Source organism: Geobacillus sp. C56-T2 (assembly GCF_007829715.1).
Lineage (GTDB): Bacteria > Bacillota > Bacilli > Bacillales > Anoxybacillaceae > Geobacillus > Geobacillus icigianus.
Genome location: NZ_VJWB01000001.1, coordinates 3,395,566 through 3,412,297, shown reverse-complemented (window position 1 = coordinate 3,412,297; position 16,732 = coordinate 3,395,566). Strand labels below are relative to the sequence as shown.

15 protein-coding genes and 1 pseudogene are annotated in these 16,732 nt (G+C 52.4%); 7 read left to right on the top strand and 9 right to left on the bottom strand.

The genetic code is table 11. The annotated features are described in order from the left end of the window. The first annotated feature begins 152 nt into the window (after positions 1–152). Positions 153–1,553: a putative DNA binding domain-containing protein gene (locus GC56T2_RS16960; protein WP_144976863.1), complete on the top strand. Its 1,401-nt coding sequence runs from the start codon at positions 153–155 to the stop codon at positions 1,551–1,553. A gap of 52 nt (positions 1,554–1,605) precedes the next feature. Here GC56T2_RS16960 and GC56T2_RS18250 read toward each other — a convergent pair. Together GC56T2_RS18250 and GC56T2_RS16950 are read right to left on the bottom strand one after the other, a co-directional pair. Continuing rightward, positions 1,606–1,773: pseudogene (locus GC56T2_RS18250) on the bottom strand (amino acid permease); the annotation flags it as partial. A gap of 319 nt (positions 1,774–2,092) precedes the next feature. Continuing rightward, positions 2,093–3,529: a DDE-type integrase/transposase/recombinase gene (locus GC56T2_RS16950; RefSeq protein WP_144976861.1), complete on the bottom strand. Its 1,437-nt coding sequence runs from the start codon at positions 3,527–3,529 to the stop codon at positions 2,093–2,095. 167 nt (positions 3,530–3,696) lie between these two features. Between GC56T2_RS16950 and GC56T2_RS16945 the strand changes: the two genes are divergently transcribed. The 5 genes from GC56T2_RS16945 (at position 3,697) to qoxD (ending at position 8,538) form a co-directional block, all read left to right on the top strand. Next, complete coding sequence (locus GC56T2_RS16945; protein ID WP_144976859.1) at positions 3,697–4,437, top strand: TrmH family RNA methyltransferase; 741 nt, start codon at positions 3,697–3,699, stop codon at positions 4,435–4,437. 311 nt (positions 4,438–4,748) lie between these two features. Continuing rightward, a complete protein-coding gene (gene qoxA / locus GC56T2_RS16940) occupies positions 4,749–5,654 on the top strand; it encodes a cytochrome aa3 quinol oxidase subunit II (protein WP_144976857.1) in 906 nt (301 codons plus the stop codon). A gap of 18 nt (positions 5,655–5,672) precedes the next feature. Further along, entirely contained in the window at positions 5,673–7,619 is a 1,947-nt protein-coding gene (qoxB, locus tag GC56T2_RS16935) for a cytochrome aa3 quinol oxidase subunit I (protein ID WP_144976854.1), read from the top strand. Positions 7,620–7,622: 3 nt separating this feature from the next. After that, positions 7,623–8,237 (top strand): cytochrome aa3 quinol oxidase subunit III, encoded by a 615-nt coding sequence (qoxC, locus tag GC56T2_RS16930; RefSeq protein WP_144976852.1) that lies wholly within the window; start codon positions 7,623–7,625, stop codon positions 8,235–8,237. A 1-nt stretch (position 8,238) separates the two neighbouring features. Continuing rightward, positions 8,239–8,538 (top strand): cytochrome aa3 quinol oxidase subunit IV, encoded by a 300-nt coding sequence (gene qoxD, locus GC56T2_RS16925; protein WP_144976850.1) that lies wholly within the window; start codon positions 8,239–8,241, stop codon positions 8,536–8,538. 112 nt (positions 8,539–8,650) lie between these two features. On the opposite strand, the gene GC56T2_RS16920 is transcribed toward qoxD, so the two are convergent. From GC56T2_RS16920 to GC56T2_RS16910, 3 genes are all read right to left on the bottom strand, one after another. Then, positions 8,651–9,373 (bottom strand): amino acid ABC transporter ATP-binding protein, encoded by a 723-nt coding sequence (locus GC56T2_RS16920; protein WP_144976848.1) that lies wholly within the window; start codon positions 9,371–9,373, stop codon positions 8,651–8,653. After that, positions 9,370–10,026: an amino acid ABC transporter permease gene (locus GC56T2_RS16915; RefSeq protein WP_144976846.1), complete on the bottom strand. Its 657-nt coding sequence runs from the start codon at positions 10,024–10,026 to the stop codon at positions 9,370–9,372. Before GC56T2_RS16915 ends, GC56T2_RS16920 begins: the two co-directional genes overlap by 4 nt. A gap of 68 nt (positions 10,027–10,094) precedes the next feature. Next, complete coding sequence (locus GC56T2_RS16910) at positions 10,095–10,916, bottom strand: basic amino acid ABC transporter substrate-binding protein (RefSeq protein ID WP_144976843.1); 822 nt, start codon at positions 10,914–10,916, stop codon at positions 10,095–10,097. 549 nt (positions 10,917–11,465) lie between these two features. Here GC56T2_RS16910 and putP point away from each other — a divergent pair. Continuing rightward, positions 11,466–12,923, top strand: coding sequence for a sodium/proline symporter PutP (gene putP, locus GC56T2_RS16905; protein WP_144976840.1), 1,458 nt, complete (start codon positions 11,466–11,468; stop codon positions 12,921–12,923). Positions 12,924–12,980: 57 nt separating this feature from the next. Here putP and GC56T2_RS16900 read toward each other — a convergent pair whose 3' ends face one another. The 4 genes from GC56T2_RS16900 to ald all read right to left on the bottom strand — a co-directional run bounded on the left by GC56T2_RS16900 (position 12,981) and on the right by ald (position 16,669). Next, on the bottom strand, positions 12,981–13,841 hold the full coding sequence (locus tag GC56T2_RS16900; protein WP_144976838.1) for a carbon-nitrogen hydrolase family protein: 861 nt from the start codon (positions 13,839–13,841) through the stop codon (positions 12,981–12,983). A gap of 100 nt (positions 13,842–13,941) precedes the next feature. Further along, positions 13,942–14,757 (bottom strand): pyridoxine/pyridoxal/pyridoxamine kinase, encoded by an 816-nt coding sequence (gene pdxK, locus GC56T2_RS16895; protein WP_144976836.1) that lies wholly within the window; start codon positions 14,755–14,757, stop codon positions 13,942–13,944. A 139-nt stretch (positions 14,758–14,896) separates the two neighbouring features. After that, positions 14,897–15,247 carry a hypothetical protein gene (locus GC56T2_RS16890; RefSeq protein WP_144976834.1) on the bottom strand — a complete coding sequence of 117 codons (351 nt, stop codon included), beginning with the start codon at positions 15,245–15,247 and terminating at the stop codon, positions 14,897–14,899. Between the two features lie 288 nt (positions 15,248–15,535). After that, positions 15,536–16,669 (bottom strand): alanine dehydrogenase, encoded by a 1,134-nt coding sequence (ald, locus tag GC56T2_RS16885; protein ID WP_144976832.1) that lies wholly within the window; start codon positions 16,667–16,669, stop codon positions 15,536–15,538. Positions 16,670–16,732 lie beyond the last annotated feature (63 nt).

Here is a 16,732-nt window from a genome sequence, read left to right as displayed (position 1 = left end):
TTGGTAGTTTGCTCTCGGTTATGGCGTGTTATTCCACATATCCACACCCGTTTCTTTTTTCGCAACCGTCCGCAACGGCAGGAAAAGATGATACAATAGAAAGAAAAGAGGAAAAAAGATTTTGTGAAAATAATGTTAAAGGAAGATCAGAAGTGAATAAATATACAAACCCATTTCATGATCGCGCCCATTCATGGGCCGACAGTCTGATTTTGGAACATTACAGCGTAAGCGAGCTCAACTTTGAGACCGTCAATCACTATCGGGAGCGGTTTGCGCGGGTGAAGCCCGACCATCCGTGGAACGGCCTCGAGACAAAAGAATTTTTATACAAAATTGGAGCGTGGGGCAAACTGCGCGACAGCAGCAAAGAAGGGTTGACCCTCGCCGGATTGTTGATGTTCAGTGAAGAGCGGATCATCACTGAGGTGCTCCCGCAGTACTTTTTGGAGTATCGGGAGCATGCGGAGCGGGCGGAAGCCGGTTGGACGAAGCGCTTCACCTCGCAGGACGGAACGTGGTCGGGAAACGTCTACGATTTTTATTTTCGCGTGCTCGCTGAAGCGGAGCGCCACGTTTGGTCAGAAGAAGGGCGGATGGTGCTGCGGGAGGCGTTGGTCAACGCGCTTGTCCATGCGGATTATGGGGAGGAAGGCGGCATCATCGTAGAGAAGGACGGCGCTTCGTTTCGCTTTGCCAATCCCGGGCGGTTTCGCATTCCGATTGAGGCGGCGATGGCTGGGCAAATGAGCAACTTGCGCAACCCGAATATTTTTAAAATGTTTTTGCTGATCGACGTGTGCAAACGGGCCGGCTCCGGTTTGAAACGGATGAGTGACGGCTGCGGACGGACGCTCGCCGCTCCGGTCGATATTTCGCAACAAACCGCTCCCGACCGGACGATCGTGACACTATGCTTGTTGCCGTTTCCAGAAGAAACGAGCGCCACAATTGAAACAGGGATAGACGAAGTTGTGCAACAGATCGAACAAGAATGGATGGAATCAGGCGAGTTGGATCGGGATGAAAACTTCGTAAATAACACTCCCAACTCCGTAACTAAACTGCCAAACTTCGTTAATAACGAACTAAACTACGTAAATAGCGGGTCTAACTTCGCAAGCAAGGCCGAAAACTCCGTAAATAGCGATGCCAACTCCATGAATATCTCGCCCAACTCCGTAACTAAACCGCCCAACTCCGTAAGCAGCGCGCCCAACTTCGTAAGTAACGAAATCGGCATCGGCGGTACGGATGAAGAAGAAGAGGCGGTTGATGAACGGTTGTGGAAGATGGCGGAATTGGCGCGGCGAAAAAAGCGGCTCGCCCCAGCGGTGATGGAGGAATTGATCGTTCGTTTATGCCATGAACGGCCGCTTCGTTTAAAAGAACTGGCGGCACTGTTGGAGCGAACGCCGGACGGGCTGCGCAACAACTACTTAGGGAAACTATTAGAGGAAGGAAAAATTCGTCTCCAATATCCGGATCAGCCCAATCACCCTCGTCAGGCGTACATCGGAGCGGACAAGAAGCAACTTGGTCGGCATGAGTGAGGAAATCGGACCGATGTGCCGGAAGAAGATTGAAAATCGGATCGATCAGTTCACGGCTGTGCTGACGACGATGCATGCCTTTTGCGAAATATACTGCTGTCAAGAGAAGGAGCCAGGCCGAACCAACCAATAAAGCGATGCGTGTATCCGGGAAGTATGCCATCAAGGCGACCACCGCGAGCAAAAAGGCCAACGAGACGTACGTGCTGTACGGATAAAAATGGAATTGCGCCCTTTGCGCCCTCTTTTGTACAATGGAAAACACAAAAAGAGAGGTAGCGTCAAAAGTGTTATGAAAACTCCACACAGACCATCCCATTGAGCATCGTGGGGCATGCGGAGAGCCGGATTCGCCCTTGACCAACACCCGCCAAAGGTGCGGAAGAGTCGTCAAGGGCGACGGGGACAAAAAAGAAGGCAATAGGAAAGCCGCCCTTGCTTTTACCGAATTTTACCTTTGGCGGTGTTCGGTTGGTCAAGGGTTCGCTTCGCCGAATCCGGCAGGAGTTCTGTTCAACGGGCTCTGGAGGACAAAAAAGTTAGGCTGCCTCGTTTTGAAGGAAGTCCTGAGCCATGGTGATGAGCTTCGTCCACCGGGCTGGCATATGCGGCAGCTCGGCGAGCTCCGGGATGACGACCGGTACCCGGCCTTCGAGCGCGCTATGCGGGCGCAGAAAGTTGAAATACGCCACAAACAGCGTCACAAAGGACACCGAGCCTTCCTCGGCGCCAAACCCATGGGTCGGGCGGTAGTTGCCTTTAAAGGTCCGGTTGAATCGCTCGATGATCTGCTTGAGAGGGCGAAACTCTTCCGAGACCGGATCTTCGTTGGTCAGGCCGATCACCTGGCGGACGTCAAACGAAATCCCGTGCTGGGCAAAGAAGTGTTGCGCCAACCGGTAAATCGGGTTGCCATCCACGACGAACGACAAGTCGTCTGGAAGGGACGGCAGCTTCCTGAGGACATCATTGATCGCCTTGATGGCCGAGAGCGTGTCCCGGTTGGGCGAGACGCGATAGGACAGCACGATCTTTTTCACGGCGTCGAACATAAAGAATAGGTAATGCCAACGGCCCTTCACACGAATATATGTCTCGTCCCCACAGAACGAACCGGACAGCTCATACGGGAATCGGTCGACAAAGGGCTTGATCCAAAGCGCGACGCTGTTGGCGTAGTTGAGCACCGTCTGATGAGAGATCGAGACGCCATGGATGTCCTTCAGGGCGGCGGCGGTTTCCCTCGAGGACATCCCAAAGTTGACGTAGTACGTCAACACGAGCCCCAACACGTGCGGCGACGCAGCCAGCCGGGACAAATCGACCTTCGGCTTGATGAGCGACGAGGAAGCCAACGGGAGAAAGTCAAACAAGAACTCCCGAAACAAATACCGCACCTTGAAGGCTTGAGGATCCTGTTGAAACTGTTGGCGCTCCTTCTTCGTCATCCGGCGAAGGTTGGCCTGGTAAAACGGGCAATCGTTGTTCTTGCACTTATAGACGTTGTATTCTTTGCGTTCCTTGATTTTTTCCAACGTCTTTTTGCAGTGCGGACAACGAAAGACCGCTTGCTTGGTGAATCGGTTCCGGTGGTTGAACCGGCATTGGCACACTTTGCATTGGTATTGCCCTTTTCCGCCGTTATTGGCGTACAGGTAAGAAGAGGGAGCCTGGCAGCGAGGGCAGGTCAACGAATCCGGAACACGGTGTTTCGCCTTCGCGCGGCGCTGGATGGGCCGTAAAGGACGTCTGTGCTGGGCTTCATAGTCTGCCAACAGCTTCCGGTAATCAAGGGTTTCCGGCACATCGATGATCGGAAGGTCATCGACCTGAAGTTTCCGGTACGGCTTTTGGATGGGTTCGTCCCAGTCCTCGAGATGCAAGGATTTTCCCAATATCACACCCATCAAATACACAATGATTTGATATTGGGTCTTGATGATTTCGAGCAAATAGGCTAATAATTGAGGTAACAAGCTTGTCACTCCTTTGTTTTGGCTGTTGGGTGTCGTTACCTCAATGATGGCCGAAAACAATGGGGGTGGCAAGCTTTTTTTCTTCCAACCGTTGAAACTCAAGGGAAAACCGTGAGTGTGGAGGATAAACTTTTGACAATACCAAAAGAGAAGCGGAGGTTAGGCAGATGGAAGAACGGGAGGCGAAGGCGATCGTTGAACAGCTCCAAAAAGAAGGGCTGCTCACCGAATCGACGCGCCCGGTTTGGGAAATGATTTTGCCGCGTCGGCTTCAGCGGATGCATGAGGTGCTGAACGAGCGCACCCGCTACATTACCGTGATGATGGAGGCGGTTGACGATCCGCACAATCAGGCCGCGGTGTTGCGGACGGCGGAAGCGTTTGGCGTCCAAGATGTTTACATTGTAGCCGGAAGGGCGCCGTTTGCTCCGAACCGGCTTGTGACGCGCTATGCCGATCAATGGTTGACATTGCATCAAAAGCCGGATGTGCAAACGGCGGTCGCCGACTTGAAGCAGCGCGGCTATCAAGTGTACGCCAGCTATTTGGGCGACGGAGCGGTTCCGCTCTCCGCCATCGATTTGTCGCGGCCGACGGCGCTGCTGTTTGGCAACGAGCACCGCGGCGTGTCGGAAGAGGCGCTTCGTCTAGCGGATGGAACGTTTGTCATTCCGATGCACGGGTTTGTGCAAAGCTTTAATATTTCCGTCGCCGCCGCGTTGGCGCTCTATGATGTCACGGAACGGGCGCGCCGCCAAGTCGGTGAGCGCTACTATTTGTCGTTTGAGGAGAAACGGGCGCTTTATGAACAATGGATGTGGCAGACGTTGCAGCCGCGCATCCGCAAACAGCTGGAACAACGAGGATATACGATGGGGAAAGGCGGACAGCTGGGTTCCTTTCAGTAAGGATAACCCGGCTGTTTTGCTTTGGACGGCCTCTGCATTCGCCCTGTTCGCGTTGGGAAATTGCCCATATAAGGCACGGGAGGAAAACGGCTGTTCAAGTTTGTCCGCCTTTCCCATGTTGCCTAATGGAGGAAAAGAAGTGGCGATTTCTTGAACAATGATTGAACAGTTTGTGACAAATGTTTTGCTGATTTATGAATTTTTCCTTTTGTTCATTTCAACGATTTTCAATTTTGATATGGTAGAAACAAAGAAGAAGTGACATCGAATCGCTCTGTTTGATCGGAGCGGATAAAGGGGGATTGACAGCGATGAAACGGGCAAAATGGCGGGCGTTGCTGATGTTGCCGCTTTTCCTTTTTCTTGGAGGCTGTGTGGAGCGCACAGCTGTGCTCAATCCGCAAGGGCCGGTGGCGCGCACGCAGTATGATTTGATCATGTGGTCGGTCGGTTTTATGCTGTTGATTATTGTGGTTGTTTTTACGTTGTTTGCCGTTTTTCTGATCCGTTATCGCGAAAAGCCGGAAAACGCTGATTATGAGCCGCCGGATGAGGAAGGGAATACGCTGCTTGAGATCGTCTGGACGGCCATTCCGATTTTGATTGTCGCTGCACTCGCTGTTCCGACGGTGAAAGCAACGTTTGCCTTGGAAAAGCCGCCGACGGAGAAAGTGAAGCCGATCACGATTCATGTAACGGCGGCGAACTGGAAGTGGATTTTTAGCTATCCGGAAGAAAACATCGAGACGGTCAACTACGTCCATATTCCGGCCGGTGTGCCGGTTAAGTTTAAGCTGACTTCCGTGGGACCGATGAACTCGTTTTGGGTGCCGGAATTGGGCGGCCAAAAATACGCGATGGATGGCATGGAGACCGAGCTGATTTTGCAAGCGGACCAACCCGGTTCTTACATGGGGCGGAGCGCCAACTTTTCCGGGGAAAAGTTCGCCCATATGGAGTTTGAGGTCGTCGCGCAAACGGGAGCTGACTTCCGCAAATGGGTGAAGGAAGTGAAACAAACTGCGCCGAAGCTCGATGAGAAAACATATACGCAAATTTTAAAACCGGGGCTTGTTGGGCGGATGACGTTTTCGAACACCCACTTGGAGTGGATCGACCATGCCAAGCAAAACAGCCACCATGAAAACGGTCATTCGAAGGGCCGCGAGCATCAACGGGATGACGGCATGTCTGAAGGTCACCATCACGGAGAGTAGGAAAGGAGGAGCGAACCGATGAAGTGGAGCGAGTTTTTTGTCACCGGCGAGCCGCTCATTTATGCGGCCGATGTGGCGATCGTTTTAACGATGGTCGGCATTGTGTTTGTATTGACGTACTTTAAAAAGTGGAAATGGCTGTGGGACGAATGGCTTACGACCGTTGATCATAAAAAAATCGGGGTTATGTACATTATTTGCGCCGTCCTCATGCTGTTCCGCGGGGGCGTCGATGCGCTTTTGATGCGGGCGCAGTTGACCGCTCCGAACATGAAATTTCTTGATGCCCAGCACTATAATGAAATTTTCACGACGCACGGGACGATTATGATTTTGTTTATGGCCATGCCGTTTATCATCGGTTTGATGAACATCGTCGTTCCGCTGCAAATCGGGGCGCGCGACGTCGCGTTTCCGTATTTGAACGCGTTGAGTTTTTGGCTCTTTTTCTTCGGGGCGTTGCTGTTTAACATTTCGTTCGTCATCGGCGGATCGCCGGATGCCGGATGGACGGCGTACTTCCCGTTGGCCGGAAACGAATTCAGCCATGGCGTCGGCAACAACTACTACGCCGTTGCCTTGCAAATTTCCGGGATCGGGACGCTCATGACCGGGATCAACTTCCTTGTCACGATTTTAAAAATGCGCGCGCCCGGCATGACGTTGATGCGCATGCCGATGTTTACGTGGACGATTCTCATTACGTGCGTGCTCATTATTTTCGCTTTCCCGGTTTTGACGGTCGCCTTGGCGCTAATGACGTTCGATCGTATATTTGACACGCAGTTTTTCACGATGGCCAACGGCGGTATGTCGATGCTGTGGGCGAACTTGTTCTGGATTTGGGGCCACCCGGAAGTGTATATCGTCATTTTGCCGGCGTTCGGTATTTTTTCGGAAGTCGTCAGCACGTTTGCGCAAAAACGGCTGTTCGGTTATAAGGCGATGGTCGGCTCGATCGTCGGGATCGCTTTCTTGAGCTTTATCGTTTGGGTGCACCATTTCTTTACAATGGGTGCGGGGCCTGCGGTAAATTCAGCGTTCTCGATTACCACGATGGCGATCGCCATTCCGACCGGGGTGAAAGTGTTTAACTGGCTGTTTACGCTTCGGAAAGGGAAAATCCGTTTTACGACGGCGATGCTTTGGTCGCTGGCGTTCATTCCGAATTTTGTCATCGGCGGTGTGACAGGGGTGATGCTGGCGATGGCGGCGGCCGATTACCAATATCATAACAGCTATTTTCTCATCGCCCACTTCCATTACGTGTTGATCGCGGGGACGGTGTTCGCCTGCTTTGCCGGCTTGCACTACTGGTATCCAAAAATGTTTGGCCATATATTGAACGAGCGGCTCGGCAAATGGACGTTTTGGCTGTTTATGATCGGCTTTAACGTCTGCTTCTTCCCGATGTATTTCCTCGGGCTGATGGGGATGACGCGCCGCATGTACACGTACTCGGACGGTCTCGGCTGGACGCCGCTGAACGTTGTCGCGACTGTTGGGGCGGTGCTGATGGGCATCGGGTTTATCGTGCTTTGCTATAACATTTATTACAGCGCGCGCTACGGCGAGCGCGACATGACCGGCGACCCGTGGAACGGGCGGACGCTCGAGTGGGCGACGGCATCGCCGCCAGTGCATTACAACTTCCCGGTGACACCGGTGGTGGAAGATATCGATGCATATTGGGTGATGAAGAAAAAATATGGCGGCTTCCACGTGAAAGAAGAGGACTTGAAGCCGATCCATATGCCAAGCAACTCAGGACGTCCGTTTTGGATGTCGGTGGCATTTTTCGTCGCCGGATTCGGCCTTGTGTTCAAATGGTTTGCGCTAGCGATAGCAGGTGCGCTGTTCATTGTGCTCGGATTGATTCTTCGCTCGTTTGAAGACGATGACGGCTACTATATTCCGGTTGATGAGATTAAACGGATGGAACGGGCGGCGCGAAAGGGGGCGTAACGAATGGGAGAAGCGGCACATCGTTATGATGAAACAATGCCATTGGAGTATCGGACACAAGAGAGTCGGTTGAACATATTGGGCTTTTGGATTTTTCTCGGGGCGGAAGTCGCGTTGTTTGCGACACTGTTTGCGACGTATCTCGTCTTGTTTCAACGGACCGGCTCCGGCCCGACGGCAGGCGAGCTGTTTGAGGTAAAAGACGTTTTGATTGAAACGCTGTTGCTATTAACGAGCAGTTTTACGTGCGGCCTAGCCATTTTTGAAATGCGGCGCGGCCGCATGAGCGGGCTGATCGCTTGGCTGCTGGTCACGTTGCTGCTTGGTGTAGGGTTCATCACAGTTGAAATTCGCGAGTTCATCCATTATGTCCATCAAGGAGCGACGATGCAGACAAGCGCCTTTTTGTCCAGCTTCTTTGTGCTTGTCGGCACGCACGGCGCCCACGTCAGTTTAGGGATCGCCTGGATGGTTCTCATCATCATTCAGCTCCTCCAGCGAGGGTTGACGGCGAAAACGGCTCGCAAAGTGTTTATCGTCAGCTTGTATTGGCACTTTTTGGACGTCGTTTGGATTTTCATCTTCACGCTCGTCTATTTGTTAGGGATGGTGATCTAACATGGGTGCGAACGGCCATCAAGAATCATTTCCGTGGAAACATATCATCGGGTTTTTGTTGTCGCTCGTCTTGACGTTTGCCGCGCTTTGGGTGGCGCTCTCGTCCGGGCTGCCGCTCAAGGCGGTCATTGTTATCATTGTGCTGTTTGCCGTCATTCAAGCCAGCTTGCAGTTGTTTATGTTCATGCACGTCAACGAAAGCGACAGCGGCCGCATTCAAACATTGAACATGGTGTACAGTTTTTTTATCGCGGTTGTCGTTGTCGCCGGTTCGATTTGGGTCATGCAGTTTGTGTTGTAGAACGAGGCTGGCCGAATCCACGGCCAGCTTTTTTCCTATCCTAAAAGATGAGGCGAAAGCACGGCGTTTCCGCCATAAAAAAGCGTCTTGCCTTCAATGGGGCAAGACGCGTTTACAATACTTTGGACAAAAATGCTTTCGTCCGCTCGTGCTGCGGGCGGTCAAACAACTCTTCCGGCTTTCCTTCTTCAACGATGTAGCCGCCGTCCATAAACAAGACGCGGTCGCCGACTTCGCGGGCAAAGCCCATTTCATGGGTGACAACGACCATCGTCATCCCTTCATTGGCCAGCTGCTTCATGACCGAGAGCACTTCCCCGACCATTTCCGGGTCAAGCGCTGATGTCGGCTCGTCAAACAGCATGATTTTCGGCTCCATGGCGAGCGCGCGGGCGATGGCGACACGCTGCGCCTGTCCACCAGAAAGGGAATCCGGATAGGCGTGCGCTTTATCTTGCAAGCCGACTTTGGCGAGCAGCTCCATCGCCTTCGCTTCTGCTTTTTCACGCGGCCATTGACGCACTTTCATCGGCGCCAGCGTAATGTTGTTGAGCACCGTCATATGCGGAAACAAGTTGAAGCGTTGAAACACCATACCGACTTCTTCCCGCACTTTATTTAAATTCGTGCCTTTCGCCTTCAAATTGATGCCGTCAATGATAATTTCTCCTTCATCGAAATCTTCAAGAAGGTTTAAGCAGCGCAAAAACGTCGATTTCCCTGAACCCGACGGGCCGATGACCACGACGACTTCTCCTTCGCGGATATGGACGTCGATTCCTTTCAATACTTGAAGCGAACCAAACGATTTTTTCAGCTGGCGTACGTCGATCATTGGGTCGAATACTTCCTTTCAAGATAATGTGACAGCTTGCTTAATGACAATGTCAAAACAAGATAAACGAACGCAACGGTCAAATACGGCTCCCAGACGCGATAATATTCGCCGGCGGCCGCTTTTCCCCAGTACATAATTTCCGGAGCGGCGATGACCATGCCGAGCGAGGAATCTTTAATCAAAACGATAAATTCATTCGCAAACGGCGGAATCATCCGCTTCAACGCCTGCGGCAAGATGATGTAACGCATGGCTTGCGCGTGGGTCATCCCGAGCGAGCGGGCGGCTTCCATTTGTCCTTTATCGATCGATTGGATGCCGGCGCGGAAAATTTCCGCTACATAGGCAGCCGAGTTCAGCGACAGCGAGACGGCCAATGAAACGATGGCGTTTGGTTCGGCAAGCAAGAGCGGCATGGCGCCGAAATGGACGAGCAAAATTTGCACGACGAGCGGCGTGCCGCGGAAAAAGTTGATGTACCAAGTAAAGGGAAGACGGACGAGCGGATGATTGGCCATTTTGCCAAGGCCGATGAACAGGCCGAGGATGAGGCCGAAGATGATGCCGACCAATGACACGCCGATCGTCGCCAGCAGCCCTTGGAAAAAGTAGGGCGCATACTCAACAATAATGTCAAAACGGAAATCCATTGATCTCACCTTTCTCTACGAAAAATGCGTAACTTGCTGGCAGTTACGCATGTTTCAGGTTCGTTTGTTCACGATGATTGACCTAGGCGTTGGATATTCGGTTCTTTACCAAACCATTTTTTGTAAATTTCCGCGTATTTGCCGCTGTCGATCACTTTCTTTAACGCGTCGTCCACTTTTGCTTTTAACTCGCTGTTTTTCGGGAAGATCATTCCGTAATATTCCGACGCAAAGTTGTTCGGGTCTTCGATGACTTTCAGCTTTTTCGTTGGGTTGTTTTTAACGTATTCATTAGCGACGGCGTTGTCTGTAATGACCGCTTCCACACCGCCGTTTAACATTTCCATAATCGCGACAACGGTCGTTTCAAACTTTTTGATGTGGTTGCCTTTGCCAAACAATTTTTCAGCCGCTTCTTGCCCTGTAGTTGCGTTTTGCACACCGATCGTTTTTCCTTTCAGATCAAGGGCGTTTTTCACCGGGCTGTTTTCTTTGACTAAGATGACTTGCGTCGCTTCAAAGTACGGCGCTGAGAAATCGTACGATTGTTTCCGTTCATCCGTAATCGTGATGCCGGAAATGCCCATATCGACTTCTTTGCTTTGCAGCGCGGCGAACAGCGGATCCCAGCCGATGTTTTTCAGTTCATAGTCCAACCCCGCTTCTTTCATGACTGCGTCAAGAAGATCGACGTCAAATCCGACAATCTTTCCTTTTTCCATGTACTCAAACGGTGCGAACGCCGCGTCCGTCCCGACAACGATTTTTTTCTTTGCTTCCCCTTCGCTTCCCGACGGTGAGCTTGTTTCTTTCGACTTGCTGCCGCACGCGGCGAGCGCCATCATCAGCGCAACCACGATGGCTGCGAACAAACTTTTCTTCTTCCACATCTTATAAAAATCCCCCTTTGGAATCATGGTCGATGAACGATTATCATACTATCAATATTTTTTTGATTATGCAATAGGTTTTATAAAAATAATTGTTTGAACATTTTGGCACTCCCGTATAAATGGGGAAAATCGTGCTTTTTTCAAGTGTTTTGTTTGGTTTTTTAAAAGGTAATCGCGGGAACAGGATCGAAAATGAATTTTTATAAAATAACTTTTAGTTGGACAAGACGGCAAAAGGTAAATGTCAAACTTTACTGAATATTATATCAAGAGAAATCCCAGCAAGCAATGGTTTTATTGATCGGTATTTTTACCGCTCTTCACTAAAAGTTGTGCTTGACTGGTTCAACCCATGCCATCTTTCCTTCTGCTAACGAATCAACAATTTTATGGCGACTCGAAAAGAAGTCTCACTTGCCAAGGACGCGTTGTGGTAACGAACCATTTTTGTTGCCGGATGGAAAAAAATAAATACTATTGTGTAAATACTATTAATTTCGTTATGATGAAAGTGGTGACAAGACAGCTAAGGGAAGGGGAATCAGCATGGTTTTATTTTCAGTCATTGTCTACTTAATCGGCATGCTGTGGATCGGCTATTGGGCGTATAAACGGACGTCGAATTTGTCCGATTATATGCTTGGCGGCCGCACGCTCGGGCCGGCGGTCACGGCGTTAAGCGCCGGAGCCTCTGATATGAGCGGATGGCTGTTGATGGGGCTGCCGGGAGCCATGTACATGAGCGGAGTGAGCGCTGCCTGGATCGTCATTGGCTTGACGCTTGGCGCTTATGCAAACTGGCTGTTCGTTGCGCCGCGTCTGCGCGTCTATACGGAAGTGGCGAACGATTCGATTACGATTCCGGAGTTTCTGGAAAATCGTTTCGGTGATCGAACAAAGCTGTTGCGAATGGTATCAGGAATCGTGATCATGGTCTTTTTCACCTTTTATGTCTCATCGGGTCTTGTCTCGGGCGGCGTGCTGTTTGAAAACTCGTTTGGCGTCAGCTATCATACGGGCTTGTGGATCGTCGGCGGCGTTGTGGTTGCGTATACGTTGTTTGGCGGCTTTTTGGCCGTCAGCTGGACCGATTTTGTGCAAGGAACGATTATGTTCATTGCGTTGATTTTGGTGCCGGCGGTGACGCTGTTCCATACGGGCGGGCCTGTGGACACAGTTGACACCATTCGTGACATTGACCCGAATTTATTGAACTTGTGGAAAGGAACGAGCTTCCTCGGCATCATCTCGTTATTCGCTTGGGGGCTCGGGTATTTTGGCCAGCCGCACATTATCGTCCGCTTTATGGCGATCAAGTCGGTCAAAGAAATGAAAAGCGCCCGCCGCATCGGCATGGGGTGGATGATTTTCTCGGTTGTCGGGGCGATGTTGACAGGGCTTTTTGGAATCGCTTACTTTTCGCAGCGCGGTATGAAACTTGATGACCCGGAAACGGTATTTATTCAGCTCGGTCACATTTTGTTCCATCCGATTATTACTGGGTTTTTGCTGGCGGCGATTTTGGCGGCGATCATGAGCACCATTTCATCCCAGCTGCTCGTCACCTCGAGCTCGCTGACCGAAGACTTGTATAAAGTCGTGTTCCGCCGCGCGGCTTCGGATAAGGAGCTTGTCTTCGTCGGGCGTCTGTCGGTGCTTCTTGTCGCGGTCGTGGCGACGGCGCTGGCGTACACGAAAAACGACACGATTTTAAACTTGGTCGGCTATGCGTGGGCTGGATTTGGCGCCTCGTTTGGACCGGTCATTTTACTTAGCTTGTTCTGGCGGCGGATGACGAAATGGGGGGCGCTCGCCGGCATGGTCGCCGGGGCGTTGACAGTGATTCTTTGGACGCAATCCGCCTACTTAAAAGGGCTGTTGTATGAAATGATCCCGGGGTTTGCGGCGAGTTTGCTGGCGATTGTTGTTGTGAGCTTGTTGACGAAGGAGCCAGAAGGGAAAGTAGTGGAACAATTTGATCGATTCAAGCAGCTGCTGTCTTAAAAAATAGGCAAAAAGGGTGTCCCTTCAGCGCAAGGGCACCCTTTTTGTTGTTTCGAACTATTTCACTGGATTCCAATCCGGGTACAAGTCGATGCGCCGGTCACGCCATGTCGCGACCGATCCTTTTTCCCGCACTTTGCGAAGCAGCGCCAAATCAAGGTCAGCGGTAATGACCATGTCGTCGTTGATCTCGCCGGCCGCAAGCACGCCGCCGGGTGGGAACGGGATGTCGTTGGGCGTGATGACGGCTGCTTGGCCGAAATTGGCGCGCATAAAATCGACCGTCGGAAGCGCTCCGACCGTACCGGTCGTGACGACATACACTTCGTTTTCGATGGCCCGCGCGTGGCAGCAATACCGTACGCGGTAAAACCCATGCCGGTCATCGGTGCACGACGGACAGAAGAGGACATCCGCCCCTTTGGCGCGCGCCATGCGGACGATTTCCGGAAACTCGATGTCATAGCACGTCAACATGGCGATCGTCGCCTTGTCCGTTGCAAAGACGCGAAGCCCATCGCCCGGGGCGATGTTCCATTCGTTGGCCTCGGTCGGGGTGATGTGCAGCTTTGCCTGGCGGTGGATCGTTCCGTCTGGTGTAAACAAGTGGGCGACATTGTACAGCTTGCCGTTTTGGCGGATGACATGCGTGCCGCCGATCAAGTACATGCCCGTGTCTTTGGCGAGCGACACAAACAGTTCGGTGTATTTTTCGGTATAATCCGGCAAATCATCAATCGTCGCTGGCCGTCCGCCCTCAACCGGAATGGAAAGCAATTGCGTCGTGAAAAATTCGGGAAACAACACAAACTCAGCGTCAAACTCTTGCGCCGTTTTGACGTAATGCGTCACTTGCTCGGCAAACTCGTCAAACGAGCGGATGGTGTGAAGATGATATTGGACAGCGGATACGCGCATAACCGCCTCCTCCTTTCTATCGCATATGGCATTGCTTTTCCGGCGAGTCCCTTCATTGCTTCATTCCGCGGTGGGGAAGACAAGGCCGAAGAAGCCTTGCCTATTGTTCCCCATAGCGGCGGTAAGCGCCGTGATGCGTCGGCCCGACGTATTCGTTTAACGGGAACGCATGGCGAATGGCGGCGGTGATGAACGCTTTGGCCGTGGCAATGGCGTCTTTCACCGGACGGCCTTTGGCCAGTTCGGCGGCGATGGCGGCCGAGAACGTGCAGCCGGCCCCGTGCGTATACGTCGTGTCAATCCGTTCCGATTCGAGGAGTTCAAACGTTTTGCCGTCATAAAGGACGTCCACGGCATAGTCATGCGGAATTTTCCGCCCGCCTTTGACAATGACGTATCGGGCGCCGAGTTCATGAATGCGCCCAGCTGCTTCCTTCATGTCCTCGATCGTTTCAATGCGCGGCAGGCCGGACAGTTGCGCGGCTTCAAACAAGTTCGGCGTCACGACGGCGGCTTTTGGCACGAGCGTTTCCCGGTAGCACACCGTATTTTCCGGGTGGAGCGGCTCATCCGCCCCTTTGCATACCATCACCGGGTCGACGACCGCGTTTTTCAATCCATGTTTTTCAATAGTGCGCGCCGCCAATTCAATGATATCGGTTGTCGGAAGCATGCCTGTTTTTAAGGCATCAATCCCGACGCCAACGATGATCGTCTCCAGCTGGGCTTCGATCGTCGCCAAGTCCACGGGGAACACTTGATGCGCCCAACGGTTGTGCGGATCCATGGCGACGATGGTCGTGATCGCCGTCATGCCGTACACACCAAGCTCTTGGAATGTTTTCAAGTCCGCCTGCAGCCCGGCGCCGCCGCTGCTGTCCGAACCGGCGATGGTTAATGCTTTTGGCATGGTCATCGTCATCACTCCTTTGTTTCATTCAAAAGATGATATCATGAAGCCGACTTCAAGGACGAAATCGTTGCTCTCCATCGAAAGAAGAACCGCCAAACTTGAGCGAACGTGCGACGCGGTTTCTTTCCTGTTTGCGAAATCACTAGAAGGCTGGTGAAAAACGGCTGAGTCCCTTCATCAATGGGAGAACACGTGAAAAGCAGAGTCGATGCACCAAGGTTTTTCTCGTTGAGAAGTGACATTGCCAAGCCGTATCTAGGATTAAATCACCAGCCTCCCAAGGTTCGTAGTAGGAAAACCAACGCCGTTTGGCAAGATTTCGCCACTGGCAAAGAGGCGATTTTGTGCTCTCGTTTTCCCATTCCATCAAAGGGGCGTTTGGCTTCCGTTGTCCCATTCCATCAAAGGGCGATTTGGCTTCCGTTTTCCCGTCCCCATCACAGGATTCGTCAAACGCGATCGGTTGTTTCTCGGATGCGGTAACATTCTTCAAGCGACACCGCCTTGTTTTTCCGGAAAGTTCATGGCTTGCTATTTTCATTATACACGGTCCGCTTTGCCGAACGAAAACGATTTGGCATGACAAATGGATATAAAAAAGGAGGGTGTCCTAAAAGGATCGGGACACCCTCTTTCGTTGCTCTATATACGTGCTGACTGCTTCGGCCGCACGATCGGTTGTGCCGATCTGGAAGGCAGACAACCTTTTCGGTCAGCCCCGTCGGTGATGGCGATGAGCAGGCGGCCGACCGAGGGCGCTACTGGCTGCGTCCATTCGCGATTAGTTGGCGGCTAATGTTTTCCCGAGCGCTTCGCGAGCCGGGACGTAGCGGTAGCCGAGGTCACGGGCGACCGCTTCATACGTGATTTCGCCGTTGGCGACGTTGACGCCAAGCTCAAGCGCCGGGTTGTCTGCAATGGCTTGGGCAACGCCTTTATTGGCGATTTGCAAGGCGTACGGCATCGTAACGTTCGTCAAGGCGATCGTCGAGGTGCGCGGGACAGCGCCGGGCATGTTGGCAACGGCGTAATGTACGACGCCGTGCTTGACGTAGGTCGGGTTGTCATGGGTCGTGACGTGGTCGCTCGTCTCGACGATGCCGCCTTGGTCGATGGCGACATCAACGATGACCGAACCCGGCTTCATCGCTTTCACCATGTCCTCGGTGACGAGCTTCGGCGCCCGTGCACCCGGGATGAGAACCGCGCCGATGACAAGGTCAGCCTCGGCGACCGCTTCAGCGATGTTCATCGGGTTGGACATGAGCGTCGTAATTTGGTTGCCAAAAATGTCGTCAAGCTCACGGAGACGATCAGCGTTCAAGTCGATGATCGTCACGTCCGCGCCAAGACCGACGGCGACTTTTGCCGCGTTCGTGCCGACAACCCCGCCGCCGATGATCGTCACTTTGCCGCGGGCGACGCCAGGGACGCCGCCAAGCAAAATGCCTTTGCCGCCGTACGGTTTTTCCAAAAATTGCGCCCCGATTTGCGCGGCCATCCGCCCGGCGACTTCGCTCATCGGCGTGAGCAGCGGCAGCGTGCGGCCGACTTGCACCGTCTCATAGGCAATGGCAATGACGCCGCTTTCTTTTAAGGCGCGCGTCAATTCCGGGTCAGCGGCCAAATGCAAATAGGTGAACAAAATGAGACCTGGGCGGAAATAGCCGTATTCGCTTGGCAGCGGCTCTTTCACTTTCATCACCATATCGGCTTGCGCCCAAACATCTTCCGCCCGCTCGATGATTTGTGCCCCGGCCCGGGCGTAATCGCTGTCGCTGAAACCGCTTCCAACCCCTGCCTCTTTCTCGATCAGCACCGTATGTCCTGCCTGAACGAACGACAACACGCCAGCCGGCGTAATGGCAACGCGGTTTTCGTTATTTTTAATTTCTTTTGGCACTCCAATAATCATCAGTACCGTTCCTCCTCGTCAAAAGTAGCCTTACTTATAGTATAAAAGAGGAGAAAGAGCCCG

Coding starts and splice junctions, on each gene's coding strand:
- GC56T2_RS16945 (WP_144976859.1), top strand. CDS start 3,697: ATGGAAGAACGGGAGGCGAAGGCGATCGTTGAACAGCTCCAAAAAGAA.
- qoxA (WP_144976857.1), top strand. CDS start 4,749: ATGAAACGGGCAAAATGGCGGGCGTTGCTGATGTTGCCGCTTTTCCTT.
- qoxB (WP_144976854.1), top strand. CDS start 5,673: ATGAAGTGGAGCGAGTTTTTTGTCACCGGCGAGCCGCTCATTTATGCG.
- qoxC (WP_144976852.1), top strand. CDS start 7,623: ATGGGAGAAGCGGCACATCGTTATGATGAAACAATGCCATTGGAGTAT.
- qoxD (WP_144976850.1), top strand. CDS start 8,239: ATGGGTGCGAACGGCCATCAAGAATCATTTCCGTGGAAACATATCATC.
- GC56T2_RS16920 (WP_144976848.1), bottom strand. CDS start 9,373: ATGATCGACGTACGCCAGCTGAAAAAATCGTTTGGTTCGCTTCAAGTA.
- GC56T2_RS16915 (WP_144976846.1), bottom strand. CDS start 10,026: ATGGATTTCCGTTTTGACATTATTGTTGAGTATGCGCCCTACTTTTTC.
- GC56T2_RS16910 (WP_144976843.1), bottom strand. CDS start 10,916: ATGTGGAAGAAGAAAAGTTTGTTCGCAGCCATCGTGGTTGCGCTGATG.
- putP (WP_144976840.1), top strand. CDS start 11,466: ATGGTTTTATTTTCAGTCATTGTCTACTTAATCGGCATGCTGTGGATC.
- GC56T2_RS16900 (WP_144976838.1), bottom strand. CDS start 13,841: ATGCGCGTATCCGCTGTCCAATATCATCTTCACACCATCCGCTCGTTT.
- pdxK (WP_144976836.1), bottom strand. CDS start 14,757: ATGACCATGCCAAAAGCATTAACCATCGCCGGTTCGGACAGCAGCGGC.
- ald (WP_144976832.1), bottom strand. CDS start 16,669: ATGATTATTGGAGTGCCAAAAGAAATTAAAAATAACGAAAACCGCGTT.